The organism is Kiritimatiellia bacterium, from assembly GCA_025054615.1.
Classification (GTDB): Bacteria; Verrucomicrobiota; Kiritimatiellia; order CAIVKH01; family CAIVKH01; genus JANWZO01.
Genome location: JANWZO010000010.1, coordinates 1 through 25,985, shown reverse-complemented (window position 1 = coordinate 25,985; position 25,985 = coordinate 1). Strand labels below are relative to the sequence as shown.

The 25,985-nt window shown below is 59.4% G+C and carries 23 protein-coding genes; 17 read left to right on the top strand and 6 right to left on the bottom strand.

The window, feature by feature from the left end:
• The first annotated feature begins 31 nt into the window (after nucleotides 1-31).
• Nucleotides 32-1,624: an apolipoprotein N-acyltransferase gene (lnt, locus tag NZ740_06090; GenBank protein ID MCS6771579.1), complete on the top strand. Its 1,593-nt coding sequence runs from the start codon at nucleotides 32-34 to the stop codon at nucleotides 1,622-1,624.
• Between the two features lie 37 nt (nucleotides 1,625-1,661).
• Here lnt and NZ740_06085 read toward each other — a convergent pair whose 3' ends face one another.
• Entirely contained in the window at nucleotides 1,662-2,504 is an 843-nt protein-coding gene (locus NZ740_06085) for a universal stress protein (protein MCS6771578.1), read from the bottom strand.
• A 133-nt stretch (nucleotides 2,505-2,637) separates the two neighbouring features.
• Here NZ740_06085 and NZ740_06080 point away from each other — a divergent pair, with 133 nt between their 5' ends.
• From NZ740_06080 to NZ740_06050, 7 genes are read left to right on the top strand one after another with little or no spacing between them, the layout of a single operon-like run.
• Nucleotides 2,638-5,103: a DNA translocase FtsK gene (locus tag NZ740_06080; protein ID MCS6771577.1), complete on the top strand. Its 2,466-nt coding sequence runs from the start codon at nucleotides 2,638-2,640 to the stop codon at nucleotides 5,101-5,103.
• A gap of 5 nt (nucleotides 5,104-5,108) precedes the next feature.
• Nucleotides 5,109-5,699 (top strand): helix-turn-helix domain-containing protein, encoded by a 591-nt coding sequence (locus NZ740_06075; protein ID MCS6771576.1) that lies wholly within the window; start codon nucleotides 5,109-5,111, stop codon nucleotides 5,697-5,699.
• On the top strand, nucleotides 5,696-6,313 hold the full coding sequence (gene pgsA / locus NZ740_06070; protein ID MCS6771575.1) for a CDP-diacylglycerol--glycerol-3-phosphate 3-phosphatidyltransferase: 618 nt from the start codon (nucleotides 5,696-5,698) through the stop codon (nucleotides 6,311-6,313). The genes NZ740_06075 and pgsA overlap by 4 nt, the downstream gene beginning before the upstream one ends.
• Before the next feature lie 19 nt (nucleotides 6,314-6,332).
• Nucleotides 6,333-7,058 (top strand): MotA/TolQ/ExbB proton channel family protein, encoded by a 726-nt coding sequence (locus NZ740_06065; GenBank protein MCS6771574.1) that lies wholly within the window; start codon nucleotides 6,333-6,335, stop codon nucleotides 7,056-7,058.
• Nucleotides 7,059-7,061: 3 nt separating this feature from the next.
• Complete coding sequence (locus NZ740_06060; GenBank protein MCS6771573.1) at nucleotides 7,062-7,478, top strand: biopolymer transporter ExbD; 417 nt, start codon at nucleotides 7,062-7,064, stop codon at nucleotides 7,476-7,478.
• A gap of 4 nt (nucleotides 7,479-7,482) precedes the next feature.
• Nucleotides 7,483-9,780 (top strand): tetratricopeptide repeat protein, encoded by a 2,298-nt coding sequence (locus NZ740_06055; GenBank protein MCS6771572.1) that lies wholly within the window; start codon nucleotides 7,483-7,485, stop codon nucleotides 9,778-9,780.
• Nucleotides 9,777-10,331 carry a YqgE/AlgH family protein gene (locus NZ740_06050; GenBank protein ID MCS6771571.1) on the top strand — a complete coding sequence of 185 codons (555 nt, stop codon included), beginning with the start codon at nucleotides 9,777-9,779 and terminating at the stop codon, nucleotides 10,329-10,331. The genes NZ740_06055 and NZ740_06050 overlap by 4 nt, the downstream gene beginning before the upstream one ends.
• 78 nt (nucleotides 10,332-10,409) lie before the next feature.
• Here NZ740_06050 and NZ740_06045 read toward each other — a convergent pair whose 3' ends face one another.
• The gene (locus NZ740_06045) at nucleotides 10,410-11,480 is read right to left on the bottom strand and encodes an aminopeptidase (protein ID MCS6771570.1); all 1,071 of its coding nucleotides are present in this window, start codon (nucleotides 11,478-11,480) and stop codon (nucleotides 10,410-10,412) included.
• Nucleotides 11,470-12,030 carry an rRNA maturation RNase YbeY gene (gene ybeY, locus NZ740_06040; protein MCS6771569.1) on the bottom strand — a complete coding sequence of 187 codons (561 nt, stop codon included), beginning with the start codon at nucleotides 12,028-12,030 and terminating at the stop codon, nucleotides 11,470-11,472. The genes NZ740_06045 and ybeY overlap by 11 nt, the downstream gene beginning before the upstream one ends.
• Before the next feature lie 120 nt (nucleotides 12,031-12,150).
• Here ybeY and NZ740_06035 point away from each other — a divergent pair, with 120 nt between their 5' ends.
• From NZ740_06035 to trxA, 4 genes are all read left to right on the top strand, one after another.
• The gene (locus tag NZ740_06035) at nucleotides 12,151-12,711 is read left to right on the top strand and encodes a thioredoxin family protein (GenBank protein ID MCS6771568.1); all 561 of its coding nucleotides are present in this window, start codon (nucleotides 12,151-12,153) and stop codon (nucleotides 12,709-12,711) included.
• 507 nt (nucleotides 12,712-13,218) lie between these two features.
• A complete protein-coding gene (locus NZ740_06030) occupies nucleotides 13,219-13,575 on the top strand; it encodes a response regulator (protein ID MCS6771567.1) in 357 nt (118 codons plus the stop codon).
• A gap of 4 nt (nucleotides 13,576-13,579) precedes the next feature.
• Nucleotides 13,580-14,524 carry a CsgG/HfaB family protein gene (locus NZ740_06025; protein ID MCS6771566.1) on the top strand — a complete coding sequence of 315 codons (945 nt, stop codon included), beginning with the start codon at nucleotides 13,580-13,582 and terminating at the stop codon, nucleotides 14,522-14,524.
• On the top strand, nucleotides 14,521-14,967 hold the full coding sequence (gene trxA, locus NZ740_06020; GenBank protein ID MCS6771565.1) for a thioredoxin: 447 nt from the start codon (nucleotides 14,521-14,523) through the stop codon (nucleotides 14,965-14,967). Before NZ740_06025 ends, trxA begins: the two co-directional genes overlap by 4 nt.
• A gap of 7 nt (nucleotides 14,968-14,974) precedes the next feature.
• Here the strand turns inward: trxA and NZ740_06015 are convergent, their stop codons facing one another.
• The gene (locus NZ740_06015; GenBank protein MCS6771564.1) at nucleotides 14,975-16,642 is read right to left on the bottom strand and encodes a glutamine--tRNA ligase/YqeY domain fusion protein; all 1,668 of its coding nucleotides are present in this window, start codon (nucleotides 16,640-16,642) and stop codon (nucleotides 14,975-14,977) included.
• A gap of 121 nt (nucleotides 16,643-16,763) precedes the next feature.
• Here NZ740_06015 and NZ740_06010 point away from each other — a divergent pair, with 121 nt between their 5' ends.
• Together NZ740_06010 and NZ740_06005 are read left to right on the top strand one after the other, a co-directional pair.
• Nucleotides 16,764-18,269, top strand: a complete 1,506-nt coding sequence (locus tag NZ740_06010; protein ID MCS6771563.1) for an excinuclease ABC subunit UvrC — start codon at nucleotides 16,764-16,766, stop codon at nucleotides 18,267-18,269.
• The gene (locus NZ740_06005) at nucleotides 18,266-19,654 is read left to right on the top strand and encodes an MFS transporter (protein ID MCS6771562.1); all 1,389 of its coding nucleotides are present in this window, start codon (nucleotides 18,266-18,268) and stop codon (nucleotides 19,652-19,654) included. Before NZ740_06010 ends, NZ740_06005 begins: the two co-directional genes overlap by 4 nt.
• 53 nt (nucleotides 19,655-19,707) lie before the next feature.
• Here NZ740_06005 and trmB read toward each other — a convergent pair whose 3' ends face one another.
• Nucleotides 19,708-20,352 carry a tRNA (guanosine(46)-N7)-methyltransferase TrmB gene (trmB, locus tag NZ740_06000; protein ID MCS6771561.1) on the bottom strand — a complete coding sequence of 215 codons (645 nt, stop codon included), beginning with the start codon at nucleotides 20,350-20,352 and terminating at the stop codon, nucleotides 19,708-19,710.
• A 164-nt stretch (nucleotides 20,353-20,516) separates the two neighbouring features.
• Here trmB and NZ740_05995 point away from each other — a divergent pair, with 164 nt between their 5' ends.
• The 3 genes from NZ740_05995 to carA all read left to right on the top strand — a co-directional run bounded on the left by NZ740_05995 (nucleotide 20,517) and on the right by carA (nucleotide 24,074).
• Entirely contained in the window at nucleotides 20,517-22,160 is a 1,644-nt protein-coding gene (locus tag NZ740_05995) for a CTP synthase (GenBank protein ID MCS6771560.1), read from the top strand.
• 123 nt (nucleotides 22,161-22,283) lie between these two features.
• On the top strand, nucleotides 22,284-22,928 hold the full coding sequence (locus tag NZ740_05990) for a hypothetical protein (GenBank protein ID MCS6771559.1): 645 nt from the start codon (nucleotides 22,284-22,286) through the stop codon (nucleotides 22,926-22,928).
• Nucleotides 22,929-22,991: 63 nt separating this feature from the next.
• Entirely contained in the window at nucleotides 22,992-24,074 is a 1,083-nt protein-coding gene (carA, locus tag NZ740_05985; GenBank protein MCS6771558.1) for a glutamine-hydrolyzing carbamoyl-phosphate synthase small subunit, read from the top strand.
• Here carA and NZ740_05980 read toward each other — a convergent pair.
• Nucleotides 24,071-25,985: hypothetical protein (locus NZ740_05980; protein ID MCS6771557.1), on the bottom strand; the 1,915-nt coding region annotated here is incomplete at its 5' end. The two genes, carA and NZ740_05980, sit on opposite strands and share 4 nt — an antisense overlap.

Genomic DNA, 25,985 nt, shown 5'->3' with positions numbered 1-25,985 from the left:
CGGCAGCGCTTCCCGTTGGATGGAGCTGCGCATGGCTGCGGCGGCGCTGTCGGGTATCCTCCTTTATCTTGCATTTCCGCCGTTTGAGTTTGAAGAGACTGCATGGATTGCGCTGGTCCCTCTTCTTGTCGCGCTCCGGCACGAAGAAGACCCACGCGCAGCCTTCCGGCTGGGCCTGATCGCTGGATCGGTTTTTTGGATAGCATCGATCGAATGGCTCAGACGGGTGACCGTTGTCGGCTGGCTGGTCCTTGCCGTGTATTGTGCCCTCTATCTGGCGGCTTTCGCTCTCGCCGCTCGGGCCTGGCTTGGCCGGTTGGGGCACGAAAGGGCGGCGCTGAACCTGGGGTTCATGGCCTATTCGGCCACCGCATGGGCCGGCCTCGAGTGGTTTCGCAGCACGTTTGCGACAGGTTTCGCGTGGAATCCGCTCGCCGTGTCTCAATATCGAAACCCGGCGCTGTTGCAGGCCGCCGCCTGGGGCGGGGCTTATGCGGTTTCCGCCCTGATTGTCTTCATCAATGCGGGGATCGCCTTGACCGTGCTCCGATATATCAGCCGCCAAGGCCGGTGGGGCCGGCGCCCGCATATCGAAATGATGCTGGCCTTTCTGGTGCTCGCGGTGGCCTTTTGGGCGGGCGCGCGACGGGTGCGGGGATTGTCCGATGGCCCTGTGGAACTTCGGGTGGCGCTCATTCAGCCCGCGATTCCGCAAGATGAAAAATGGGATTCTGAAAAGGTATCGCTCATCTATGGTCGCCTTGAGGAACTCACGCGGGCCGCTCATCGCGCGGGGCCGCTGGATCTGATCATCTGGCCGGAAACTGCCCTGCCGGACGACGTCCGCTACAGCCAGTCCAGCTACGATCTGGTCTATTCCTTGTGCTCGCTGGGTTCTCCGATTCTGGTCGGCTCGATGGACTCCGAATGGCCGGAGGACCGAAAGCCGATTTATTTCAACAGCTCGTTTCTTTTCGATTCCCAAGGACGGGTTGTGGAACGCTATGACAAGCAGCACCTGGTACTGTTCGGCGAATACGTGCCGCTTCAGGATGCGCTGCCGTTTCTCCGAGCGATGACCCCTATTCAGGAGAGTTTCACGCCGGGCACGAATGCGACCGTCTTTCATCTGGAGAACCCTCGAGTCGCATTTTCCGTATTGATCTGTTTCGAGGACACTGTTTCGCACCTCGCGCGCCGCGCTGTTCGAAAAGGCGCACGGCTGTTGATCAACCAAACTAACGATGCATGGTTTGACCCCTCGAGCGCATCTCGTCAGCACATGGCTCAGTGCGTGCTCCGCGTGGTGGAGACCGGCGTTCCCGCCCTGCGCGCGGCCAACACCGGCGTGTCGTGCTGGATCAATCGCCGAGGCGTGGTTGCTGCGGAACTTAGGGACGCCTCGGGAAATACAATTTTTCCCGGATTTCTGAATGTCGCGGCCCGGCCTGCGCCGGAGGACCTGCCGCTGACGTTTTATACTCGATACGGCGATGTGATTCCGGTATCCGCCGGATCGGTAGCCCTCGCTGTCTTTTTTCTATTGACCCGTCGGCTCGGGGCGATTGCGAATCAATGCGGCGATAATCGGGCAGAAGCCGTCCACGGGGCAGGTGGGGACTGAATTCGCGGCGGGAATCGGGTCGCAGCTGCTATTGTTCTTAACGAACCAGCATCACGGGGAGCCGAGAATTGGCGATCAGATAATGCGTCGTGCTGCCGAGGATCATCTCACGGATCTTGGAATGCCCGTGAGATCCAACGACAATCAAATCACAGCCGAGCTCTTCCGCCTTCAGGGCTATCGACTGATCTGGTCGGCCCTCGACGACGAGGTTGGCCGCGGCGCACTCATGGGCCCTTGCGATCCGCATGGCATCTTCCGCGATGTCGCGCGCGGCGGCGAGATCGTGATGTTCGGCCACTGTAATAATGACGAGCGGGACCTGAAGCGCGAGAGCCAGCTCCACGGCCTCATGTAAGGCTTTGCTCGCAGGCGGACTTCCGTCAAAGGCGCATAACATTTTCCGGATGGGCCGAAAAGAACACGGAGTGATCAGGCATGGCTTGACGGACCGGTGCATGACGCGATCCGCCGTGGAACCGATGAATTCACCGGCCTGTTCCACGTGTTCGCCATTTCGGCCGAAAACGAGCAGCTCGGTTTTGGCCTCTTCCTGTAAGATAACGCGCGCCGGATGGCCCATCAGCAGTTTGAGCTCCGCCTCGACCCCTTCGCTTTCCGCGGTTTGGGAAAAGGCGTCGAGAACCGCCTGCCCGCGTTGCTGCAGGAGATCGCGAAATTGTTTGAGTTGTCCGCTGTAGGGTTGCGCGCCGAGCCAGCCGGAGATGTCGGCCATGAGCGGGCCTTCGAGCATGCGTGAATCGAGCACGTGAGTTCCGATCAAGCGCGCCCCGAGCCGCTTCGCCAGAAAGACGCCGTAACTGACCGCCGTCGTCCCGCAATCTGAGCCGTCGGTGAAGACTGTTATAGTTTTGATCATGAAGCTTTCTCCGGTGGCCAATCCTCTCTAGAAGCATCTTAGGAAAAGCCTGCCGACCTGTCGAGAATTTGCAGAATTACGGGTCGATGTCCGCCGCTTGCCCTGTGAGAATGGCGACTGATATTCTTCGCGAATGGCTTTGAAAAAGACGACATCACCCAGCGGATGGCTGGAGGCGTATGGCATCGTGCTGCTGACGCTTGCGATGCTGAGCCTGCTTGCGATTTTGTCGTATGAGCCCGGAGATTTGCCCGTCTTTCAGGCGCCGCCGAATGACCCGCCCCATAACTTCATCGGACCGGTCGGAGCCTGGTTCGCGTTCATACTGCTGATGGGATTCGGGCTGGCGGCTTATGGGGCCCCGGCCGTCCTGCTCTATGACAGTTTGGTCTGCCTGCTGAAGCGGGAGGGGCGGATCTGGACAAAACAGCTCTGGAGCTGGGTGCTTCTTGGCGCCGTGGCTGCCCTGTTGGAGCTTTGGGATCTCGGCGAAGCGAAGCGGTTGGATCTGAACATCACCAGCCCCGGCGGGGTGGTCGGCGAAATCCTGACGACTCGCTCCCTGATCTACATGTGGGGTCCCATTGGCACCGGCATCCTCATGGGAGGTTTGGCGGCCATATCGCTGGTTTTCATGCTTGAGATCCGGCTCGTAGCGGTGGCCCGCCACCTCTGGGACATTTTTGTAGAGATCGCCGAACGACTGCGCGAGGCACGGAGAGCGCGTATGGACCGCCTCCGTCAGTTGGAGGAGGAGCAGCGAGAGCTCGCCAAGAGAAGGAGGCGACTCGAGGAGGCGATGAGGCCGACCGAATCTACGCCCGTGGTCCGTGTGCGCAGCAAAGCCTCTGAACTCGAACCCGCTCCGATTCAGGTCAAAACGGCCACGGAATCCAAGGATGAAGCCGAAGTCGATGAAGTGGAGCCCGCCGAACCTGCGGTGTCCGCGACGACCGAGGACGAAGTCCTTTCGCCTCGCACCGAAAGTCCAGCCGTGGCGCCCGAGCGACCCCCCGTTCGAAAAAGCGACCGCTCCGCGGCTGCCGAGACTGCGACTAAGCTCGAGACACAGGATCAGCCACCCACGGCTTTATCGCCGGCAGGTGGCGCATCCTGGGTTCTACCGCCGATCGATCTGCTCGAGAAGGTGACCGGCCATCCCGAACTGGCGAGCGCCGACGTTCAGGCCGGTGGTCGGCTTCTGAAGGAGACTTTGGCTGAATTCGGCGTTGAGGTCGACATCACTAACGTCGAGCGGGGCCCCGTCGTGACGCGCTATGAGCTCCTGCCGGCGCCGGGAGTGCGCGTCGAACGGATTACGGCGTTGAGCAACAACATCGCGTTGGCGATGAAGGCGGAGACCGTTCGGGTCCAGGCGCCGATTCCGGGCAAAGGTGTGGTGGGCATCGAGGTCCCCAACCTGAAGAGCACCGCAGTCTATCTGCGGGAAATTATCGAGAGCGACGTGTGGCAGAGCGGCAAGTTCGCGTTGCCACTATGTCTCGGCAAGGATGTCGGTGGCCGTGTGCAGGTGGCTGATCTCGCAGAGATGCCGCACCTCCTCATTGCCGGTGCCACGGGCTCCGGAAAAACGGTGTGTATGAACACCATTCTGACCGGTCTACTGATGAGCCGGACGCCCGATCAGCTCCGCCTGATGCTGGTCGATCCCAAGATTGTCGAATTTTCGAATTACAATCATCTGCCGCATCTGGTTGTCCCGGTCATTACGGACCCGAAGAAGGTCGCGCTCGGCCTTCGATGGGCGATCAACGAGATGGAGCGGCGGTACAAGCTCTTCGCCAGAGTGGGCGTGCGCAACATCAAGGCGTTCAACAGCCGACCCCAACAGAAGCAGGCGGAGCTCTTTCCCGAGGAACAGTCGGCTGCTGACGCGCCACAGGATGTGATTCCCGACCGACTCCCGTACATCGTCATCGTCGTGGATGAGCTCGCCGACCTCATGATGGTGGCCCAGGCAGAGATTGAAAATCAGATCGCGCGACTGGCCCAGCTATCCCGCGCCGTCGGTATCCACATGATTTTGGCGACCCAACGGCCTTCAGTGAACGTGATCACCGGTACCATCAAGGCCAATTTCCCGGCGCGAATTTCGTTCCAGGTCGCGCAAAAAGTGGACAGCCGAACGATTTTGGACGCCGCCGGAGCGGACAAGCTCCTCGGCAAGGGCGACATGCTGTTCCTGCCACCGGGAAGTCCCAAGCTGATTCGGGCGCAAGGGGCCTATACCACGGACGCGGAGATCAACCGCGTCATCGAATTTTGGAAGAAGCAGGGCGTCCCGCAGTATGAGTCATCGATTCGGGAAAAGATCGAAGGCAAACAGGTCGAGCTCCCTGACATGGAGGAGGACGACGAGCTGTTGGAGCAGGCCATCGAAATCATCCGCCAGACGCGGCGCGCCTCCACGTCGTCCTTGCAACGGCGTCTGCGTATCGGATACACCCGGGCTGCTCGGATTATGGATCTGCTCGAACAGAAGGGAATCGTTGGCCCGGCGCAAGGTGCGGATCCGCGTGAAATCCTGATTGATTTGGATGGCGAAATTCCGGGCAATCCGCCTGAGCCAAAAGCGTAAGCGCCATGGAAACGATGGGCCAGGTCTTCAAGGCGGCGCGCGAGCGGAAGCGGATCTCCCTGTCGACGGCTGCCGCTCGGACCCGAATCAAGATTCAACACCTTGAGGCAATGGAGCGGGATGACTTTTCAAAGATGCCCGCCCCCGCCTATGCCCGTGGTTTTATTCGCATGTATGCCGAATTTCTCGGTCTCGACGCCGGACCTCTGATCGAAGAATACACCCGGCTCCACGATCCGACCGTGCGCGGCCGAGTAACTGGAAAGGGGAAAAGGCAGGTTGCATCGCCGCCGTCTCCCGTCGCTGAGGAGCGGGCACCCGCCGAGTCCGGCAGTAAGGGCGAGGTTTCTCATCCAAGGCGGATTGCTTGGCGAATCGCGCTGCCCCGTTTATCGGCATCTCAGTGGAAGCGCATCGGTTTGGCTGTGGCCGGATTAGTTCTGGTTGTTTGGGTCGCAGCGGGCGTTCGGCGCTGCGCCCGCGAGACGACTGCCCAGCCGTCGCCGTTTCAATTCCGGCGCGCCCCGCCGGCAATCGCAGAGGAACCGCCGGAGCCGTATCTGCCAATTCCCGAGATTCCCGGAGGGCAGCCGTGAATTTGCCGAACCTCCTCACGATGAGCCGGCTGGCGCTTGCTGGCGTCATCATGGCGTTGCTGACGATTCAAAAGCCATTTTTCTTCAGCGCAGCCCTTTTTGTTTTCATTCTCGCCGGGATCACGGATTTTCTGGACGGCCACATCGCGAGAAAACGCCGGCTGATTTCCTCCTTTGGGCGCCTGATGGACCCCCTGACGGACAAGGTCATGGTCTGTGCTGCGTTTGTAAGCTTCGTGGAAATTCAGATTCCTCGGGGTTCGCAACTTGCGCCCTTGGTGCCGGCGTGGATCGTCGTCGTGATTATTTCCCGAGAGTTTTTGGTGACCGGACTCCGCCTTCTCGCGGCATCCCGGGGCAACATTTTGTCCGCGGGCAAATGGGGCAAGCACAAAACCGTCTGGCAGATCGTGGCAATCGTGCTGCTGCTATTGGGGCTCGCGATACGGCACGACATTTTGCACGGCGCGAGCCCCCAGTTGCTGGCCAATTATGATTTTGCATTCTTCTACATCGCCCGCGGCCTTTCGCTGGGCGTCGCCGTGATCACCGTGGCATCCGGAGCGCTCTATTTTCTCCAGCATCGCGAATTAATCTCCGGCGGGCGGACCTAAACGGAGGGAAGAGGTTTCGATGACGCTGAAATATTGGGCAATATGCATTTGGCTTGGGACCGCGGTCGGCGCCGCGGCAGAGAGCGCGCCGGATTCGGTCGCGGGGACGGCTCCAGAATCCCTCACCCTACGAGAGATCATTCAAACCGGCGGATGGCCCATGTACGCGCTTGGCGCCATGTCCGTGGCGGGCGTGGCGCTTATTTTTTACTTCATGTTCGCGTTGAGGCGCGATCAGGTCGCGCCGCGCGAGCTGATTGAACGCCTCAAGGGCCTCGTCATCGAGGGGCGCTGGGTCGAGGCCAGGGCTGCCTGCCGGAACGACGGGTCTGCATTGGCCGCCATCATCGGTGCGGCACTCGACTACGTTCTGCGCACGCCGAAGCCGGATCCGGGCTTATTGCGCGAAATCGTCGAGGGAGAGGGCGGCCGCCAGGCCACCCTGATTCAGAATCAAACGCAGTACCTTCTCGATATCGCCGCGATTGCGCCAATGATCGGGCTGCTGGGAACGGTGCTGGGCATGTTGCGCGCGTTCAATTCGGTGGCGCTCGACCTGGCGAAGGCGAAACCGATGCTTCTGGCCGGCGGTGTGTCGCAGGCGCTGGTGACCACGGTGGCCGGCCTGATTGTCGCCATTCCCGCGATGGTCGCCTATGCCTACTTCCGGGGCCGCGTTTCGAGGCTGATTTCCGAATTGGAAAAACAGGCGGCCGAACTCGTCTCGATGCTACAGAAGGAGTAGCGCATGAATTTCCGAACGCGCGCGAAGCCCGAAACGATGGGGTTTCAGATGGCGCCGATGATCGATGTCGTGTTCTTGTTGCTCTGTTTTTTTGTGGCAAGCCAGATTTTCGCGCAATGGGAGGCGGAAATCGACATCACCCTTCCAACCGCCCGCACCAGCGAGATTCCTCGCCGGCTGCCGGGGGAGGTGATCCTAAACATCCGGGCGAACGGCGATGTTGTTGTCAACGGACGCTCACTACAATCCGCTGAACTGGGCACTATGTTGAAACGGCTTGCCCAACTCTTTCCAGGTCAACCGGTTCTGATCCGGGCGGATAAATCAGTCGCCTACCAGCATGTGATCTCGGTCCTAGACCTCTGCCGGCAAGCTGACATTTGGAACATTTCCTTCGCGACGGCTATGCCGGAGACCTGATTCGATGAAAGCGACACCCCCAGCTCCGCCGCGGCGGCGCCGGGCCTGGGCCCTGTTGGCGCTGTTGTGCGGGCTGGCCTTCCGGGCGGCTTTTGGAGTCGACCCTTCCGACCAGCTTCAATTTGCCGATGGTCTCTTTAGCCGCGGCCTATACGAATTCGCGATTCGCGAATACCGGGTCGTCACCGAACGCGGATCTCCTGCCGAGGCCGCTACGGCCCTCTTCCGGACGGGTGAGGCCTTCAAGCGGATGGGGCGTGTAGCGGACGCGAAGAATGCCTATCGCGCCGCGATTGCACGAGACCCAGAACACGCCGATTCCTACTGGGCACGACTCAGGCTCGCCGAGCTCGAAATGCAAGACAAGAACTACACCCTCGCGGAAGATGTTCTCGCAGCGCTGGAAAAGCAGGCGGGCACGCCGGCAGCCGTCCAGCCCGCGGTACGCGCTTTGAGGGCCCGCGCGCTAATTCGCCTGAACCGAGCCGGCGAGGCGGAAAACCTGTTTCGCAGAATTATTCACGAACATGCGGACTCGCCGTATGCGTCTGTCGCGCGCGTTGAACTGGCGGCCATCCTGATCCAATCGGGCTTTGGCACGAATGAAGTTCTCACACTCCTCGATGAGGCCTGCCAATTCGGGGGTTCATCACCTGTCGCATCCGAAGCGCTCCGGATGAAGGCGGACTACCTTTATCGCTTGGGCGACTTTGCCGGCAGCGCTCAAGCTTACGCGACTTTCTTTGCGCTTTTCCCCGAATCGCCCGAAATCGAATCCCTGCGCCTCCCCGCGGCCTGGGCCCTTCTCAAGGCCAAAAGAGTGGATGAAGCCATCGCCTGGGCCGGCGGCCGGGAGGATACGCCGGAATGGCTTTATTTTCGCGCGAATGCGGAGCGCGAGGCCGGACGCCCGAGCGCGGCACAGGATTTTTATCAGCGTCTGCTCACGAATTTTCCGGCCTCCGCGGAATCGCAATCCGCCGCGCTGGAGCTCGCCGCGCTCCTGTACCAAGCGTCCGATTACGCCAGGGCGCGCGACGCGGCGCTGCTGGCGAAACCGGATCCTTCCACCGACCCCGACCGGTTTTGGATCCTCGCGGATTGCGCCCGGCAGCTCGGCCGGCTGGACGAAGCTGTTACGAATTATGATGCGGCCGCCCGATCGACTAATTCAGACCAAGCCGCTGCTGCGCGCTTCCTCGCCGCGCGCGTCAGGCAGGATCAACAGCGATGGGAGGAGGCTGCGAAACGATATCGCGAGATGGCGAATTCGTTCCCTGACCATCCTCTCGCTCCAGAAGCCCGATATGCCGCCGGTTTTTGCGAATCCCAAAATGGGCGTCTCGAAGCTGCGGTCTCGGATTGGACCGAATTGATCCGCCGGCATCCCGGACACGCGTTGATAGAAAACGCCATTTTCTCAAAAGCCCAGGCCGAGCGTTCGCTCGAACGATTTGACGATGCGCAGGCCACTCTGAAGCGTTTTTTGGCCGAATACTCGGAAAGTCCCCTCGCGCCGGAAGCATATCTCCTGTACGGGACCCTCCTCGAACGGACCGGCGATTTTGAAGGGGCGGACCGCCAGTACCAGCAGGCCCTGCTCAAAAACCCGACGGCAGGATTGCGGCGCCGAATCTTAGCGAGACGCCTCGCCACTTTGCAGCGGCTCGGGAAGGAGGACGAGGCGCTGATTTCTCTCAATCTTCTGGTGGGACTTGGCGCAGGACGTGATTTGCCGCTTCCGCTGTTGGAATGGGCGGCGCGCAAGAATTTGGAGAAGAAAACGTGGGGCGCCGCATTGGCTGCGGCCCGGGTAATGATAGAAGTCTCTCCGTCCGAGGAGTCGAGGCAGATTGCGCGGTACTTGGAGGGCCGCGCTTTGGTTGGGCTGGGTCGAGACGGAGAGGCCGCCGATGCTTTTCGCCTGGCGGCCAGCCTTTCCGCCTCGACGGAAGAGGGGATCGAGGCGGCGTGGCGATGGGGGGAGTTAGCGCTTACGGCAGGTCGGCTGGAGGATGCTGCTCGCGCCTTTGAGCAGGCTGCGTCGCTGGCCCGCAGCCCGTCGCTTGCCGATGTGCGCGCGAAGAGTTACCTTGGTCTCGCGCGGGTATACGAAATGCAACAACGGTGGATGGAAGCCGCTCGTCAGTATTTGGCTGTCGGGATCCTTTACGAAGACCCTGAGATCACGCCGTCCGCGCTTGAATCTGCCGCGCGCGCCTTTGAACGCGCGGGAGAGGAGGAAGAGGCGGCCCGAATTCGTGAGGAGCTTCACGCCCGCTATTCGGTGGCCTCGCCATGAAAAAAATTCCTTCCTGCCTCGAGGGCTACCTGCTCGTCGCCAAGCCCAGTCTCGGCGATCCCAATTTTCGGCGTTCAATTGTTTTCATGGCGCATCATCAGGAGGACGGGGCGCTGGGCTTTGTCGTCAATCGGCCGCTGGACAAAACTGTCGCGGACGTTCTGAAGTCCTCAATCACCATCCCAGAAATTTTTCACAAAATCCCATTGTTGCTGGGCGGCCCTGTCACGATGGAGAAACTTTCGATCGTGGTCTTCCAAGAGACGCCCAAAACGAAGGCAATCCGCGTCAAGTTGGGCGTTCCTCCCGATGAACTTGAGAACTATGTGGACCAGCCCTCAACCTGGGTTCGTGGATTTTGCGGGTATTCAGGCTGGCACGGCGGCCAGCTCGAGCGCGAAATCGAGGAGGGCGCGTGGGAGATCCGCAAGCCCGATCGCCACATCTTTGATCCTCGGTTTATCCGCGGGCTTTGGATTTTCCTGATTCGGAATGATAACCGGTGGCGCCTTTTCGTCGATGCGATGCCGCGTTCTTTTTCCGAAAATTGAATTCCCACTTTTCATTTATAGGCAGTCTGGTCGGCGGCGCCTGACTGCCGCACAGTGCGTGAGAGATCCGGGACGATTTCACCAAACGAGGTAGCGCCCATTCCGAAAGATGCATTCAGAAGCGCCGCCGGGATACAGCAGGTTAACCTCGTCCACGCGAATCGGACAACCCTCCGCGTAAACGACGTCCTGATGAAGGACATGCGAGGGGTCCTGAAATGATTCCGGGCCTGTCACGCCGCCCAAATGCTCGCTGCGGCCGTACGCCCAATGGAATCCCGCTTTTTCATCCTCCAGCACGTTTCCGGCGACAATCGCGGCGTCGTTGCAGCCCAAGCCGAGCTCGGCGATATTCCGGCGCGCGGGATCCAGATCGAAATGTGTCCGCAAACGGGCCGCCAAACCGCCGCCATCGATCGATTCGATTCGGTTTCCGGCGATTTTCAGCACCGCGATTTCGCCATCCCGGCCGATCGGAATTTCACCAGCAGTGCGGCTGGGATCGCCCGGCCGCTCACCCTCGTAGGGGACGATAAAGGCCTCGCCGCTGGGCAGGTTGATCAATCGGAATCCTTGTTTGTTTTTTGTGCAATCGCCGTCGTCGGCATGACCGCGCCGAAAGCGCAGGTCAAAAAAACACTGATGACCCGTTTCAAATCGCACGATCGCACCCTCTGCGCGGTCAAGCCTCTCAGCGAGAATTCGAGCTCTTTGGCCTACCAGCCGATAGTCGGCGGAGAGCGCCGACCGCTCCATGCGCCGCAATACACCGGGCATGCTGGCAGCCCGCAGGTTGGCGCGGGATCGAACATAGGCGGACAAAGGGGCGGTGGCGGAGTATCGGGTCATCGCGACCACCAGCGTTGCTTCGCCGATGGCTTCGTGGATTCTCACAGGCCGACCGTCCTGTTCGCCGAATTCCGGCAGGTCGGCGTTGTTCCCGCCCGTTGCCGGATAGCGCAACAAGGGAGCGGCCGTGGCGCCGAAGCGCTCGAATGCATTGCGCCATTCCCCGGCCATTTTAATCCGCTCCTGCCAGTCGGCGTCGAACAAATCCCCCGGTCGAGGCACATCGACCATAACGAGAACACGGTCTGTCCCGTCGGGATCGAAAACGTCACGCAAAAGTTTCGCGAGATCAAAACTCATGATTTCCCTTTCTGTTCCAGATAGGGCTAACCAGTCCGACCCGGGAAGCCGCATGAATCCAGAGCTGTTCAACGCGGTGCATTCTAGTCCGCGCGGCGGGAGTTTCGTCGTCCGCGCCCGTGAGATGATGAATACCGTGCGCGAGATACCATGCGAGCTCCCGATTCGGAGAAATGTTGCGCCGGTTCGCCTCGCGGAGAGCCAGTTCGGCATTGAGATAGATTTCGCCGACCGGGCGCCCGGCGCCGGGCGGCGGTTCCAACCGAAAGGTGATGACGTCCGTCGGGCCCGAATGGGACAAGTATTGCTCGTTGATGCGTGCGATGGCGGCGTCGCCTGTCAAAACCACGGATAATTCTTCCAGAACGTTTTTCAGACCGGCCCTCTCGAGGAAAAATCGCGCGAGTTTTCGGAGCGCGAGCCGTTGGATTCCGGCCGGGGCGCCTTCGGCAGATATGCGGATCCGCGCCGCGGAGGTCCGCCGATCCCGGGCGATTTCTTCTCCTGGCGATGAGGTAGGCGCGACTCGTGATTTTTGACGGATCCCCATCGGCCAAAAAACTAATCAAATCCTGTCGAATCCGCCAGCGCGACGCTCACCTTGCGGGCGCGCTTGACCGCTCTTCTCGCGGGTGGGAAACTGGCTGTTCATCAAGAAGGAGATGGACCTATGCCGCTGATAACTGAAAGTGGACCCGATACGTTGCCGATCGGCGCGCCGGCCCCCGACTTTTCTCTTCCGGCGACGGACGGGAAGACGTATTCGCTCAAGGAGCTTGCCGCGGGCCGGAAGGCGGTTGTGATTAGTTTCACCTGCAATCATTGCCCCTACGCGAAGGCGTATGAGGACCGTTTTATCGAAATCGTTCGAGATTTCGCGCCTCGCGGCGTCGCCTTCGCGGCGATCAATCCGAACGACGCCGTGAATTATCCAGAGGACAGCTTCGACAAAATGAAAGAGCGCGCGGCGGCACGTGGATTCAATTTTCCGTATCTCCGCGATGAAACCCAGGAAGTGGCGAAGGCGTACGGCGCGGTCTGCACGCCTCATATTTTCGTGGTGGTTGATGGTAAAATCGCCTATGAAGGGCGGATCGACGACAATTGGAAGGACCCCGCGGCCGTAAAACGACGGGATTTGCGGGACGCGCTTGAGGCCATTCTCGCCGGAAAGCCGGTCCCGAATCCGAATACCAATCCACTTGGCTGCTCCATCAAGTGGAAATCCTAAGAGCCTAAATAAGAGCTGAAACCGGTCTATCCTGGATTTTTTCTGCCGCACAGCTCGGGGTCACGTCACACCGGCTCAAAGTTTCTGCCCATGGGGTCCGTGTTCCGCAAGGGTGGTGCGATTTATTTCACGAGCGGAGGGCCCGAAAATTTCCATGGGGTGTAAATTCCATTCCATGGAAGCCGATCACCGCCGTTTTTCCAGAGAATGGAAAAACTCGATCGCCGGATCATCCAACTGTTGCAGCGCCCGGCCAAAAGCTCCTTGCTCCGGCATCACCGGTTTGCTACATCCGAACCCACTATGGGACAACAACTTCGAGTTCGCGTCAAACGCAAGGCCCGCAAGCGAAGGGAGAAGCGCCGCAAGGAGCGCGCGAAGGCCCTCAAAGGCCAGAAGCCTTCTGCGGGCGAAAAAAATCAATAGATCGCAGCGCCCGTTCGCCGGGTACCGCTGCGTGACATTTCCCCCGCAGAGTTGTAGATTGCCCTCCGAGGAGCGGCTCTGATGATCCTCATTTGTGATGATGAGCATGCCCTGATCCAGTTTTGCCGCGAAATCCTGGAGCGCGAGGGATACAGCGTGAGGACGGCGCGCGGCGCGGATGAGGCATACGCGATTCTACGGGACCCAGCCTGCAAGGGGATGTTGCTCGACATGTGGATGCCCGGCTTCAATGGCGCGGGCCTTTTGATGCTGATGGCGGCTGAAGGCATTCGCACGCCGGTGATCGTGTTTGCCGACGATCCCTCAATCGAGGAAGAGGAAATGCGGCAGTTCCCAAACGTGCGGAAGCTGTTGCACAAGCCCTTCTATGCGGAAGACTTGCTGGACGCCGTGCGCCGGTTCATGCCGAGGGCCTGACCTTGTGCGGCTGCCGTGGACAATCATCGGCTTCGTCTTGCTGAGCGCAGGGTGTGCAGCTCCGCCGGGCGGATCAAGCGCGGGATTCTGGCGGCGGGAGGAAGTCCTCAAGCCCGTTGTCGCGGTGACGGATTTTGAAAACCGCTCCGGTTTCAGCGGGCAGTGGAATCTCGGTTCGGGGATGGCCGACCTGTTGGTCAACCGGCTGGTCGCGTCGGACCGTGTAATCGTTCTCGAACGGAGAAAGCTGGGGGATGTGGTTGGAGAACTTGTCCGTCAGGGCGAATCGTTTTTTCGCTCCGAAGGTCGGGTGGAGAGGGGACGGCTCAAAAACGCTGAATATTTGATTCGCGGAGTCGTGACGGATTTCACGGTGACTGGCGACACATCTGGGTGGTTCGGCACCCGCGATGCGGCCATCCGAGGACGCGGGCAGGAAGCCCGTGTTGCGCTTGTGCTGACCGTGATGGAGGTTGAGACGGGTGAAGTGATCAGCTCGGTGCGGGCGGAAGGCTTTGCGAGAGCAGGGGGATGGGGTGGCGATGTTAACTACCGTGGGATCCAGTTCGGAGGAGATGCGTTTTTTCGGACCCCCTTGGGCAGGGCGACGGAAGCGGCGCTTGAACGGGCGGTCAAGAGGATTGTGTTTGACCTGCCCCGCCGGCCTTGGGAGCCGCGGGTTGCGGATCTGGTAGATGGCAAGGTTGTGGTAAATGGCGGGAAGAATGTTGGCGTTCGGGTTGGCGACGAATACCTTGTCCGAAAAGGACCGCGCGCGATTACTGATCCCGTGACGGGAAATGTAATTGATCGCGTCCCCGGGGACGTTTCGGGCCGGATTCGCATTGTGGCCATTAAGGATTTCGCGGCATATGCCGAAGTCCTCGATGGTTCCCCGAAACGGGGCGACGTGCTGGAAAAAATTGTTTCTACAAGGAGGACACCATGAGGATGCATGTGCGATTTGCAGCTTGTAGTCTGCCGATTATTCTGGCCTTCGCAGGCTGCAGCGGAGATATCCGGCAAGAGCCGGAGTCGCGCAGCACCCTGAAACAGGGGGTGGAGGCGCAGATTGTCACGATTGAATCGCCGGCGGCACTGGAAAACCTCGTCAGCCAGGCGGAGGGATTGGTTCTTGTGGATTTTTGGGCGGAATGGTGCCCTCCCTGCCGGTACATGAATCCCATTCTGGCGGATGTGGCGAAGGAAAGAGCCGGATCGCTGACCATCGCGAAAGTCAACGTGGACAACAATCGCGCCCTGGCCGAGCAGTACCAAATCGAAGCCATTCCGACCCTCATTCTCTTTCATCGCGGTCAGCGTGTTGATTCCAAGGTTGGCGCGATGGACAAAGACGAACTGCTGAAATGGATCGACAAGAGCGGCGGCTAATCCGCGGTTATTTCGCGATTTTCGCCCAGGTGTCCTTTAGTGTAACTGTCCGGTTGAAGACCGGGGCGCCCGGTTTTGAATCCACAATGTCCGCTGTGAAGTAACCGATTCGCTCGAATTGGAATCGATCTCCCGCCCCTGCGTCGAGCAGCGCCGGTTCGACACGGGCGGACGCAACGCGAAGGGAGTCCGGGTTCAGGAATTCCATGAAATTTTTTGTCTCGTCGGCGTCGGGCTCCTCGACCGTAAACAGCCGGTCGTACAGCCGGACCTCGCACGACGGGGCGGATTCCGGCACCCAGTGGATGGTCGCCTTGACTTTCAGATCCGCGCTTGGCGGGCTCCAGCGGCAGACGAGCGATTCCACCTGACCGTCTTGCGATTTTCGGACGCCGGTGCAGGTTAGAAAGCCCGCATATCGAAGGCGCACCGAGTTCCCCGGCGAGAGTCGGAAATATTTGGCGGGCGGATTTTCCATGAAGTCTTCGCGCTCGATCCATAGCCGGGGGGCAAATGGGATGCGACGGGTGCCTGCGGAGGGGTCTTCGGGATTGTTTGCGCCTTCTACAGAAGCCGGGATCTCTCTCGCATTTTCAATTTCGACAAGCAGAGGATCAAATACGGCCATCCGGCGCAGCGCTGTCTTGTTCAATGATTCCCGGATAAAGTGTTCGAACAAGGCGATATCGGTGAGACTCTCGTATTTGGTGATACCGATTTCCTCGAGGAAGGCGCGGATGGCCTCGGGCGGCACGCCGCGGCGCCGGAGTCCGCAGAGGGTCGGCATTCGAGGGTCATCCCACCCGCTGACCTTGCCGCTCTGGACCAATTCGAGCAACTTGCGCTTGCTCATGACCGTGTAGGACAGGTTGAGCCGCGCGAACTCGATCTGTTTCGGACGCACCCGCAGGTCTTCGAGCTGATCGATGACCCAGTCGTAAAGAGGCCGGTGCACCTCGAATTCAAGGGTGCAGAGAGAATGGGTTACGCCCTCAAATGCGTCTTCAAGGGGATGCGCAAAATCATAGGTGGGGTAAATGCACCATTGGGTTCCCGTCAGGTAATGAGGTTCGCGAAGGATTCGATAAATGACCGGGTCTCGCATGTGCAGATTCGGCGAGGCCATATCGATTTTGGCGCGGAGGCAGAGCGATCCATCAGGAAATTCACCGGCGCGCATCCTCTGGAAAAGCGCCAGGCTCTCTTCCGGCGGGCGGTTGCGGAAAGGGCTCTCCTTACCGGGCCTCGTCGGCACCCCACGGTATTCTTTCCACTCTTCCTGGGAAAGCTCGCAGACGTAGGCCTTGCCGCGGAGGATCAGTTTACAGGCGACCTCGTACATCCGCTCGAAATAGTGGGCGGAGTAGTAAAAATGCTCGCCCCAATCCCAGCCAAGCCAGCGGACATCCGTCTTGATGCTTTCGACGTATTCCATCGATTCCTTGGTCGGGTTGGTGTCGTCCATCCGCAAATGGCAACGGCCACCGAATTCCTTCGCCATGCCAAAATCGAGGCAGATGGCTTTGGCATGACCGATGTGGAGGTAGCCATTGGGCTCGGGGGGGAACCGGGTGACCACCGGGCTGCCCTGGTTGCCCATCGCCACGTCCCGCGCAATAATTTCGCGGATGAAATGCGCGGGCTTGGGAGGAGCGGATGTGTTTTCAAAATTCATGGCGGCACAAATCGGCCTGTATTACTAACGACCGATGGGGCATGCAAAAGAAAAAAATGTGCAACGCGGTACCAGTAGGGAACCTTGCGTCATGCGGCGGCGGATTTGGTAGGGTAGACACATGGAGTTGCCCGACGCCATCAAGCAGAAGCTTCAGACACTACCGGACCAGCCCGGCGTCTACATCATGCGGGACAAGCACGGGCAAATCATCTATGTCGGAAAGGCGTCATCCCTTCGCAACCGGGTGCGCCACTACTTTCAGCGAGCCACCCTGCGCAGCGCAGACCCCAAACTGAGGGGCCTTATTCGTGGAATTGCGGACTTCGATGTCATCCCCGTCCGATCCGAGGCCGAGGCGATCCTCACCGAGGGGCGGATGATCAAGGAGTACCGTCCGCGGTACAACGTCTACTTCCGGGATGACAAGCGTTTTCTGCTCTTGAGGATCCATTTGGATGATCCCTGGCCGCGGTTCGAGCTTTGCCGAATTGACCGCAGGGACGGCGCCCTCTATTTCGGACCTTACGCCAGCTCTCGGGCTGCTCGTACCGCGCTGGACTTCGTGCAGCGCCGATTCGGAATCCGCGAGTGCCGTCCCCGGATCCCTGGCCCCGACGACCACAAACATTGCCATGCAGATATCGTTCGTTTTTGCAGCGCGCCCTGCATCGGGGCGGTGTCCGCGGAGGAGTATCGGCGGCGTGTCATGGAGGCGATTTCTTTTTTGCGAGGCGAGCGACCGGAACTCCTGGGTGAGTTGGAAGCCCAAATGCGGGACGCCGCTGAGCGCATGGATTACGAGGAGGCGGCCGCGCTTCGCGACACGTTGCTTTTGCTGCGGCGAGCGATACGGGAGCGCGCCCGGGGCACAGGCCAGCTCCATTTGAAGCCCGAGGACGCCAAAGCCGGCCTGCAGGATTTGCGGATTGCGCTGAACCTCAATGCTCCGCCCCGCGTCATCGAATGTTTTGACATTTCGAACATCTCCGGCACTTATGCAGTCGGCAGCATGGTGGTTGCCGTGGACGGGATTCCGGCCCGAAATCGATACCGCCGCTTCCGAATCAAAACCGTTTTGGGCATCGACGACCCGGCGATGATGGCGGAAGTGATCCGCCGCAGGTATACACGCGTTTGCCAGGAGGGCCTTGCGTTGCCGGACCTGATCTTGGTCGACGGCGGCGTGACCCAGTTGAATGCGGCCCGCGCTGAATTGGCAGCGTTGGGACTAGGCCACGTGCCGACGGCAGGCCTGGCGAAGCGTTTCGAGGAGCTTCACGTGGATCCCGCACTCTCCGCCGGGCCCGTTCGGCTTCCGCGCAACTCCATGGGATTGCGCGTGCTCCAGCAGATTCGGGATGAAGCGCACCGTTTTGCGTTGGACTATCATCGACGCGTCAGGGCGCGGCGAATCCGGGATTCCCTCCTGGACGAGATCGAAGGGGTAGGCGAGAAACGCAAGGAATTGCTGCTAAAGCATTTCGGTTCTGTGACGCGCCTGGCGAGGGCGAGCGAGTCGGACATCGCCGCGCTCCCAGGGATCGGACCCCAACTGGCCCGCGTCATCAAGGATGTGTTGAATCGGCGTCTGGCGCACTCCGTGGATTCCCCGGCCCCGTCATGAAAGTTTTTATAGAAGAGGCTCGCGGGTCTGAGCAGTCCGCGCCGGTTCCCTTACCGCTTTCGCGGCCCGATTTTCTGGCTCTTCGACGGCGTTCCTTGCGAGCGTCGATTGTCGAGGGCGCTTTCACGATGGTCTTTATGACATGGACGAGCGGGTCCGTCCTGACCGGCTATCTACTCGCTCTCGGCGCAACCCCGTTAGAGATCGCCGCGGCCGCCAGCATGCCGTTTTTGATTCAAGTGTTTGGTCCGCTCGTGACGTGGTGGGCGGCGCGGGTACGAAATCGAATCCTATACATTCAAACCATGACCGCCTTTGGTCGCGGGATGTGGGCCGTGGCCGTGTTTCTTCCGTGGATGGATTTTTCTCGTCCCGCGCAGGTCCTGATTGGACTGATCGCCATTTCGGGTTTGCTACAGGTGGGTACAGGTCCGGCCTGGGTCTCTCTGATGGGAGACACGGTCCTGTCGGAGGAGCGCGGTCGTTATTTTGGTTTGAGGAATGGGATTATGTCCGTCGTATCAACCGCCGCGGCTCTGTCGGCAGGTTACTATCTGGATCGGGCGCGATCTCCGGACGGATTTCAGTTCATCATGGCGATCGCACTGATCTTCGCGGTTGTCGGAATCGTGCTGTACGCCCAACAGGTTGACCCGCCGCGGTCGGTTACGTTGAAATCATTTTCCGAGTCGGTGCGGGAGCCGCTTCGGAACAAGGTTTTTCTGCGGTTTGTGCTTTTTTCCATGTATTGGAATGCGGCAGTGATGGTCAGCTCTCCGTTCGTTTTTCCCTATTTTTTGGGTCCCTTGCGGATGTCATTCACTCAGGTTGCGATGTGGAGTGCGATTGTGGCGATTGTTACGTTGATCGCGGCCCCTCTCTGGGGTCGTGTCGCCGACCAGGTCGGACACAAAACGGTTTTGAAGATCACATCCCTAATCGTCGGAATTGTCTTGCCGTTGTGCTGGATTCTCTCGGCGCCCGATTTCCTGCCGTTCATTTGGCTCAGCGCCGTGGTGGATGGGGTGGGGTGGGGTGGATTTAATACGGCGGCCTTCAACATGAGCCTTGTGACGGCTCCGGCTCGCGCTCGGATGATGTATCTGGCTGTTCTCGGCGCGGCCACCGGCGCCACAGGCTTTTTCGCTGCGCTGCTTTCGGGTCTTTTATTCGAGTCTTTAGGGCGGCTGACCTATACCATCGGCTCTTTCGAGTGGACCGCCTTCCACAATCTGTTTTTGCTCGCGATTTTTCTTCGCGGGTCTGCGTGGTTTCTGCTGAAACAAGTCCCCGACAGCCCGGGACGTTCGCTGATGCAGCTCTTGCGCGAATACACGCAGCGGGGCATGAGCTTGGTTCTGCAAAGCCGCACGGGAGCCGCTTAGAACGGTTCGAGATCTGCTCGCTTGCCCCTTGAGCGCTTCTATCAACGTGCCAATCAAGAGGCCCGGACAGGATTTTGGGTCGATGCCGAATTCGAGAGGTTGCCGCCCAGCTTTTGGACCGACAGCCGGTGAATGATGGTTCGGCTGGCGTACCAAAGTTCAAAATCCGTCTGTTCATCAGGGGCGGGCACGAAAGGCTCAATCCTCCGGAACCTCGGATCTCCACCGAGAAGGGCGAAGATCTGTTCGAAGTAGTCTCCATGGTCTGTTGCGACATGGACCGCTCCACCATCGACAAGCGTCCGATAGAGCGCGTCTATGAATCGCGGACTGAAAAGCCGATTTTCGTGATGCCTCTTTTTGGGCCATGGATCGGGAAAGAAAATGTAATAGGTTTGAATCGAATCCGGGGGCATCAAATAGGCGACGGCATAATAGCCCTCCACCCGGAGCAATCGGATGTTATCCAGGCCAAGTCGGCGCGCCTTGTTGTCAATTTTTCGTATTCTGCGGAGCATGCGGTCGATGCCGAGAAAATTGGTTTCCGGATGCTTGGCCGCCCTCGCGAGGAGGAATCGTCCCTTCCCGCAACCTAGGTCCACCTCGATGGGCTGCCGACGTGGGAACCAGGCCGGAAGGGGGAGAGGATGGATCCAGTCGTCAGGGATCACGCGAACGCTGGGAATTCGGGGTTGCATGTTACATCCATATCATTCACAGGCGTTTTTGCCGATGACGGCTTCTTCACAGGGGTCGAGTCTGAAGTTCCTGCACGAGTGGGGACAGAAAATTTCTTTATTCCTTCGATACGCAGGTTATTCTCGCACAAAATTTGACTCGATTTGTCCCTGAGGAAAAAGGGATGGCGAAATTTATTTTCATCACCGGTGGCGTGGTTTCCTCGCTCGGGAAGGGGATTACGGCGGCATCGATCGGCCGTCTGTTAATCGACCGCGGACTCAACATCCGCATGTTGAAAATGGACCCGTATCTGAACGTCGACCCGGGTACGATGAGCCCCTACCAGCATGGCGAGGTTTACGTCACCGACGATGGAGCAGAAACGGATCTGGACCTGGGGCACTATGAGCGTTTCACAGGCCAGCCCACCTCCAAAAAATCGAATTTTACGGCCGGTCGGATTTATTGGGAGGTCCTGCGGAAGGAGCGCCGCGGAGATTACCTCGGCCACACCGTTCAAATGATCCCGCATATCACGGATGAAATCAAAGCGAACATTCGAGCGCTCGAGGAAGACGGGGTCGATGTGGTCGTGGCAGAGATTGGGGGGACCGTCGGCGATATCGAGGGCCTGACATTCCTTGAGGCGATTCGACAGATCGGGCTCGAGGTGGGCCGGGAGAATGTGATGTACATTCACATGAGCTATGTGCCGTACATCCGGGCGGCCGGCGAGGTGAAGACCAAACCGAGCCAGCAGAGCGTCGCCAAACTGCGCGAGATTGGTATTGTTCCGGATGCCCTCATCTGCCGCTCTGAAGTCGCGTTGAGCGAAGAGGTCCGGCGGAAAATTTCCCTCTTTTGCAACGTCCCGCTCCACGCGGTTATCGAAGAGCAGGATGTCAAGCATACGATTTACGAAGTGCCCCTCATGCTGTCTGAACAAGGACTGGATGAGATCATTATGGTGCACTTCCGGCTCGCCAAGCCGCCCGCGCGCATGACGCCCTGGCGTCAGTTGATCGAGGCGATCGTTCACCCCAAGGGAACGGTGAAAATTGGGGTGGTGGGCAAATACTCGGAATTGCAGGACGCGTACAAATCGCTTTACGAGGCCATCAGCCACGGCGGGATCGCGCACCATCACCATGTGCAGGTCCAGAAGATCGCCGCCGAGGAAATCGAATCAGGTTCCGCGCGCGCGGCGCTTCACGATGTTCATGGAATCCTTGTCCCCGGCGGTTTTGGCAAACGGGGCATCGAAGGCAAGATCAGCGCCATCCGATATGCCCGAGAAGAGCAGGTTCCCTTCTTTGGCATCTGCCTCGGTCTGCAATGTGCAGTCATTGAATTTGCCCGAAACGTTGCGGGCCTTGCGGGAGCCCATTCGACGGAAATCGACCCCTGTACGCCGCATCCCGTGGTTTGTCTGATGGAGGAGCAGGAGAAGGTTGTCGACCTGGGGGCGACGATGCGCCTGGGCGCCTGGCCATGCCGCCTGAAGCCGCAAACGACGGCATATCGCGCTTATAAATCGGAGTTGATAAGCGAACGGCACCGGCACCGGTATGAGGTGAACAACGGCTACCGCAGCCTTTTAGAGGAACGCGGTCTCGTTTTCTCCGGCGTCTCGCCGGACGGCAAATTGGTCGAGATCATCGAGCTTGCAAACCATCCCTGGTTCGTCGGCGTGCAATTCCATCCGGAACTGAAATCCCAACCCCTCGCCCCGCATCCGCTTTTTAGTGCATTTATCGGGGCTGCCATCGAGCACAAAAAGCGGCTCGAGCAGGCGGCCCCTTATCACGCCGACGCCGCTTTTTGAATCGGGCGTCCGATTTCTACGAGATGTCAGCGGACGTCTTCGTCTCGCAAAAGCCTTGTGGCCCGGCTGTAGTGCTGATAAGGTTCACACTTGTAGATCAAGACCCCTTCGAGGAGGTTGAGGATGAGCGTTCCTGCGAATGCGATTAGCGCCGTGGTCTATTCCCCGCAGGTGGAAGTCGCGGAACAATATATTAGTACGGTTTGCGGTCCCGGAGCGCGGTCAGGGAAGGTCGAGATCAGCGGAATTGCCGAAGTCCTGATCGAACTCGCGGCGACGGGTCCGATCGAAAATATTGTGAGTCGCGTCAAAAACGCCAATTTGACATTGCTCCTGCTCCGATTTGTGGATGAAGAGACACTCAATGTTGCTCGGGCGCTCGTCCGCTCCCTGCCGCCATCATTCCAATCAACGCTACATTATGTGATTGCTCGTCAAAGCGGTGAATCGGAATTTAAAATGAGTTGTCCGCGTTGCGGGCAGAAGTTATTGGTGCGCGACTCGCTCGCCTTTCGCAGGACACAGTGCCCCCGATGCAAGCACCCCTTCACCATCCCTGGACAGGCGGATCTGGTGCGCCAGCAGTTTCTGGTTCCGCCGACGCACAAGATCAGCAAAGTGCAGCTTGGTGATCATGAGTCCTGCGTGCTTGCGCTCGCGAATGCCTACCGGCAAATTGGCGCGCGGCGGACCGAGGAAAAGAGCCAAACGATGCGCCTCGACTTCCTGCTCTCGGAAGAGGATCACACAGCCCCTGGCGGCCGCTAATACTCGCCGCCCGGCTCCCATCCTGCTTGAAATCGGCCGGCGCATCCGTTTTTCTTGCGCGCAATGAAAGCGCTGATCGCTCTGGAAGATGGCACCGTTTTCGAGGGCCGTTCGTTCACCGGTCCTGGGGAGGCGGAGGGTGAGTTGGTTTTCAATACGTCGATGACCGGCTATCAGGAGATTTTGACGGATCCCTCATACAACGGACAGATTGTCACCCTGACTTATCCACTGATCGGCAACTACGGCGTAAACCCCGAGGATGTCGAATCCTACAAGCCTCATGCCAGAGGCTTGATCATCGGCGAATGCAGCCGCATGGCGAGCAACTGGCGCGCGAGTCAGACTTTGCCCGAATATCTGCGAGGGCATGGCATACTCGGCATTGACCGCGTCGATTGCCGGGCGATCACCCTCCACATCCGTTCGCGCGGCGCAATGAAGTGCGTGGTTTCCACGGAGGACCTTGATCCCCAACGGCTCGTGCGGCGCGCAAAGGAATCGCCGGGCCTTGTCGGCAGAGACCTGGCAACGGAGGTCAGCACAAAGGCGCCCTATGTTTTCCCCGGTTCGGAAGGCGGATCTCGAAAGGTCGCTGTGATCGATTGCGGCATCAAGATTAATCAGCTTAGAATTCTTCGGAATCTCGGTTGCCGGCTCCACGTGTTTCCCAACACGCTCCGGGCGGAGGACGTGCTGGCAATCAAGCCGGATGGATTCTTTTTATCCAACGGACCAGGTGATCCCGAAGGGGTACCGCACGTTGTCGCGGAATTGCGGAAGATCGTTTCGACGGGGATCCCGACTTTTGGAATTTGCTTCGGTCATCAACTGCTCGCGTTGGCATTTGGCGGCAGGACGTTCAAGCTCAAGTTCGGGCACCGCGGAGCAAACCAGCCGGTGATGGAGTTGGAAACCGGCCGGGTGGATATTACCTCGCAAAATCACGGGTTCGCCGTGGACATCGAAAGTTTGCCCCCCGAGATTGAAACCACTCATATCAATTTGAACGACCGAACCTCTGAAGGCCAACGCCACAAACGGTTGCCCGTCTTTTCTGTCCAATACCATCCCGAGGCCGCGCCGGGTCCGAACGATGCCTCCCATCTCTTCGAACGGTTTGTGAAGATGATCGATGCCGCCTAGCCATCCGATGAACTGGCGGGCGCGGCGGTATCGGCGTCGGAAGGCCGGATTTCTTCGAGCCGGACCTCGCGGAGAGCCAGGAATCCCTTGCCCCCGTAGGTAACGCATGGGGAGAGCTGACTGACCAGGTTCGTCAATTCGATGACGGCTTCGGACAACACCGGCGAGATGTTTCCACTGACAGCTTGACGAACAAGGCTTTCGGCCGAGCCGACTTCAAACCATTCGAATAAAATGGGGTCCGACGAAGGAACATCTCGGCATTCTCCGGTCCAAATCAGCCGATAACGGCCGGCAGGCACTTGGAAGACTGAACCGAAGCAAATCCAGCCCTCTCGATCCTGACCCTCGCGCGCGACACGAGCGACTTCTGAAGTTCCTAACGCCAGATCTGTACCTGTTTGGCTGTAAAATTTCTTTGCCTCTTTCGACAGAACTAGAAAGTCAGGTGGGTCAAGGGGGATGACTTTCAAAGGGTGATCTCCTCGAATCAAAAAGGCGGGCCGATCCCGGAATATGCGCTGCAGAACGCTATTTTCGGCGCGTTGGCTAAGCGCACGGATTGGCTCGCTTTCAAGGCCTTTCGGATTGAACGCGAGCTCGTGGAACGGAGGAAAAACGAAATTCTCAAGGAGAACCAGCGAGCGGCGGGGCAGTCCGGCTAATGTCGATTCCAGTTCCCTACGTGCCTGTTGCGCCGGTGCGCGCGCCTCCGCCTCGCGGCGGACGAAGGATAGCGAGTTGACCGCCAATGTCACGCCCATCAGCGAAGCGGCGGCGATACGGAGCGCAGGCCGAAGGTTGAGGCCGTTCCACAGGCGTTGAAAGCCCATCCCGGCAACGAGCGAGAGAGGGGCCAGCGTTTCAAACCAGTATACCGGCCCTCCGGCTTCGGGAGCGCCAGGGTACCAAAACGCGATGTAGCCGAGCCACACCGCGAGGGTGGCACAAAGGAGCGTGGGTGACCATCTGCGCGACCACCCAAAGACCGCGAGGATAGCCGCGAGGGCCAGAGAGCCTTCGAAGCCGAGCCACCATCTGTTCAACAGCTTTGCATTTTCGATAAATATTCTCCAGCCGCGTTCCGGCGTGTGGATCAACCATTCCCCCTCCATCCGTCTGGGCCCGAATCCGGGTGCCTCGTCCGGGTCATAAAACAAATACGTGGGCGTTAGGGGGTCGCCGGTCGCGAGGCCGTTGTAAATCAGGTAGAGCGCGGGACCGATTGCCGCCGCTCCGGCGAAGACAACCGCCCTGGCGAGGGCATCCCTAGATCGGTGCCTCAGCCATTCGATGAGGGCATCGAGCCCAAATGGTACGGCCATCCACGCAGCCGTGTAGGTGCGATTCAAAAACAAAAAGCTCCACGCCAAGCCTGCCGATCCTAGCAGGACGATTGATTTGCGCTGTTGCCCGCGGATATACGCCCAACACAGCAGAGCCGTCGCTGCCAGTCCACTGGTATGGCTCAACAAGGTGCCGTACATGAAAATGAACCAGGGGGATAACAACAGGGGCAACGCGATCAGAGCCTGCGAGATATTCAGCGTCGTTGCCGCCGCGCACAGGAACCACATGGCGACCGCTGCGGCAAGGGCCGCGGAAACGCGAACATCACCCAGCCAAAGCCCGGGTATTAGCCATAATGGATGGCCCGGCGGATATCTGGAAAACCAGCCCGCCTCGTGATGGATCACGATCATGCCGTGCAGGAAGGCGTCGGGGAAGGGTGGGGGCGGCCGGGCGATCACCCCGTCGAGGAAGTTATTCGCCTGAAAAACGTAACTGGCTTCGTCGCTGGTGATGAACTGGCGCAAAAAGATCCGCTCAGCTGAGAACCAGGACACTGCGGCGGGGGGCGCGCGCGCCCCCCCACAGAACAGAAGAGGCCCCGGTCGGCGGCGAAAGTGT

Bases quoted from the DNA above. Each gene is read 5' to 3' on its own strand.
- lnt (MCS6771579.1), top strand. From the start codon at position 32: ATGGCTGCGGCGGCGCTGTCGGGTATCCTCCTTTATCTTGCATTTCCG.
- NZ740_06085 (MCS6771578.1), bottom strand. From the start codon at position 2,504: ATGATCAAAACTATAACAGTCTTCACCGACGGCTCAGATTGCGGGACG.
- NZ740_06080 (MCS6771577.1), top strand. From the start codon at position 2,638: ATGGCTTTGAAAAAGACGACATCACCCAGCGGATGGCTGGAGGCGTAT.
- NZ740_06075 (MCS6771576.1), top strand. From the start codon at position 5,109: ATGGAAACGATGGGCCAGGTCTTCAAGGCGGCGCGCGAGCGGAAGCGG.
- NZ740_06065 (MCS6771574.1), top strand. From the start codon at position 6,333: ATGACGCTGAAATATTGGGCAATATGCATTTGGCTTGGGACCGCGGTC.
- NZ740_06060 (MCS6771573.1), top strand. From the start codon at position 7,062: ATGAATTTCCGAACGCGCGCGAAGCCCGAAACGATGGGGTTTCAGATG.
- NZ740_06055 (MCS6771572.1), top strand. From the start codon at position 7,483: ATGAAAGCGACACCCCCAGCTCCGCCGCGGCGGCGCCGGGCCTGGGCC.
- NZ740_06050 (MCS6771571.1), top strand. From the start codon at position 9,777: ATGAAAAAAATTCCTTCCTGCCTCGAGGGCTACCTGCTCGTCGCCAAG.
- NZ740_06045 (MCS6771570.1), bottom strand. From the start codon at position 11,480: ATGAGTTTTGATCTCGCGAAACTTTTGCGTGACGTTTTCGATCCCGAC.
- ybeY (MCS6771569.1), bottom strand. From the start codon at position 12,030: ATGGGGATCCGTCAAAAATCACGAGTCGCGCCTACCTCATCGCCAGGA.
- NZ740_06035 (MCS6771568.1), top strand. From the start codon at position 12,151: ATGCCGCTGATAACTGAAAGTGGACCCGATACGTTGCCGATCGGCGCG.
- NZ740_06030 (MCS6771567.1), top strand. From the start codon at position 13,219: ATGATCCTCATTTGTGATGATGAGCATGCCCTGATCCAGTTTTGCCGC.
- trxA (MCS6771565.1), top strand. From the start codon at position 14,521: ATGAGGATGCATGTGCGATTTGCAGCTTGTAGTCTGCCGATTATTCTG.
- NZ740_06015 (MCS6771564.1), bottom strand. From the start codon at position 16,642: ATGAATTTTGAAAACACATCCGCTCCTCCCAAGCCCGCGCATTTCATC.
- NZ740_06010 (MCS6771563.1), top strand. From the start codon at position 16,764: ATGGAGTTGCCCGACGCCATCAAGCAGAAGCTTCAGACACTACCGGAC.
- NZ740_06005 (MCS6771562.1), top strand. From the start codon at position 18,266: ATGAAAGTTTTTATAGAAGAGGCTCGCGGGTCTGAGCAGTCCGCGCCG.
- trmB (MCS6771561.1), bottom strand. From the start codon at position 20,352: ATGCAACCCCGAATTCCCAGCGTTCGCGTGATCCCTGACGACTGGATC.
- NZ740_05995 (MCS6771560.1), top strand. From the start codon at position 20,517: ATGGCGAAATTTATTTTCATCACCGGTGGCGTGGTTTCCTCGCTCGGG.
- NZ740_05990 (MCS6771559.1), top strand. From the start codon at position 22,284: ATGAGCGTTCCTGCGAATGCGATTAGCGCCGTGGTCTATTCCCCGCAG.
- carA (MCS6771558.1), top strand. From the start codon at position 22,992: ATGAAAGCGCTGATCGCTCTGGAAGATGGCACCGTTTTCGAGGGCCGT.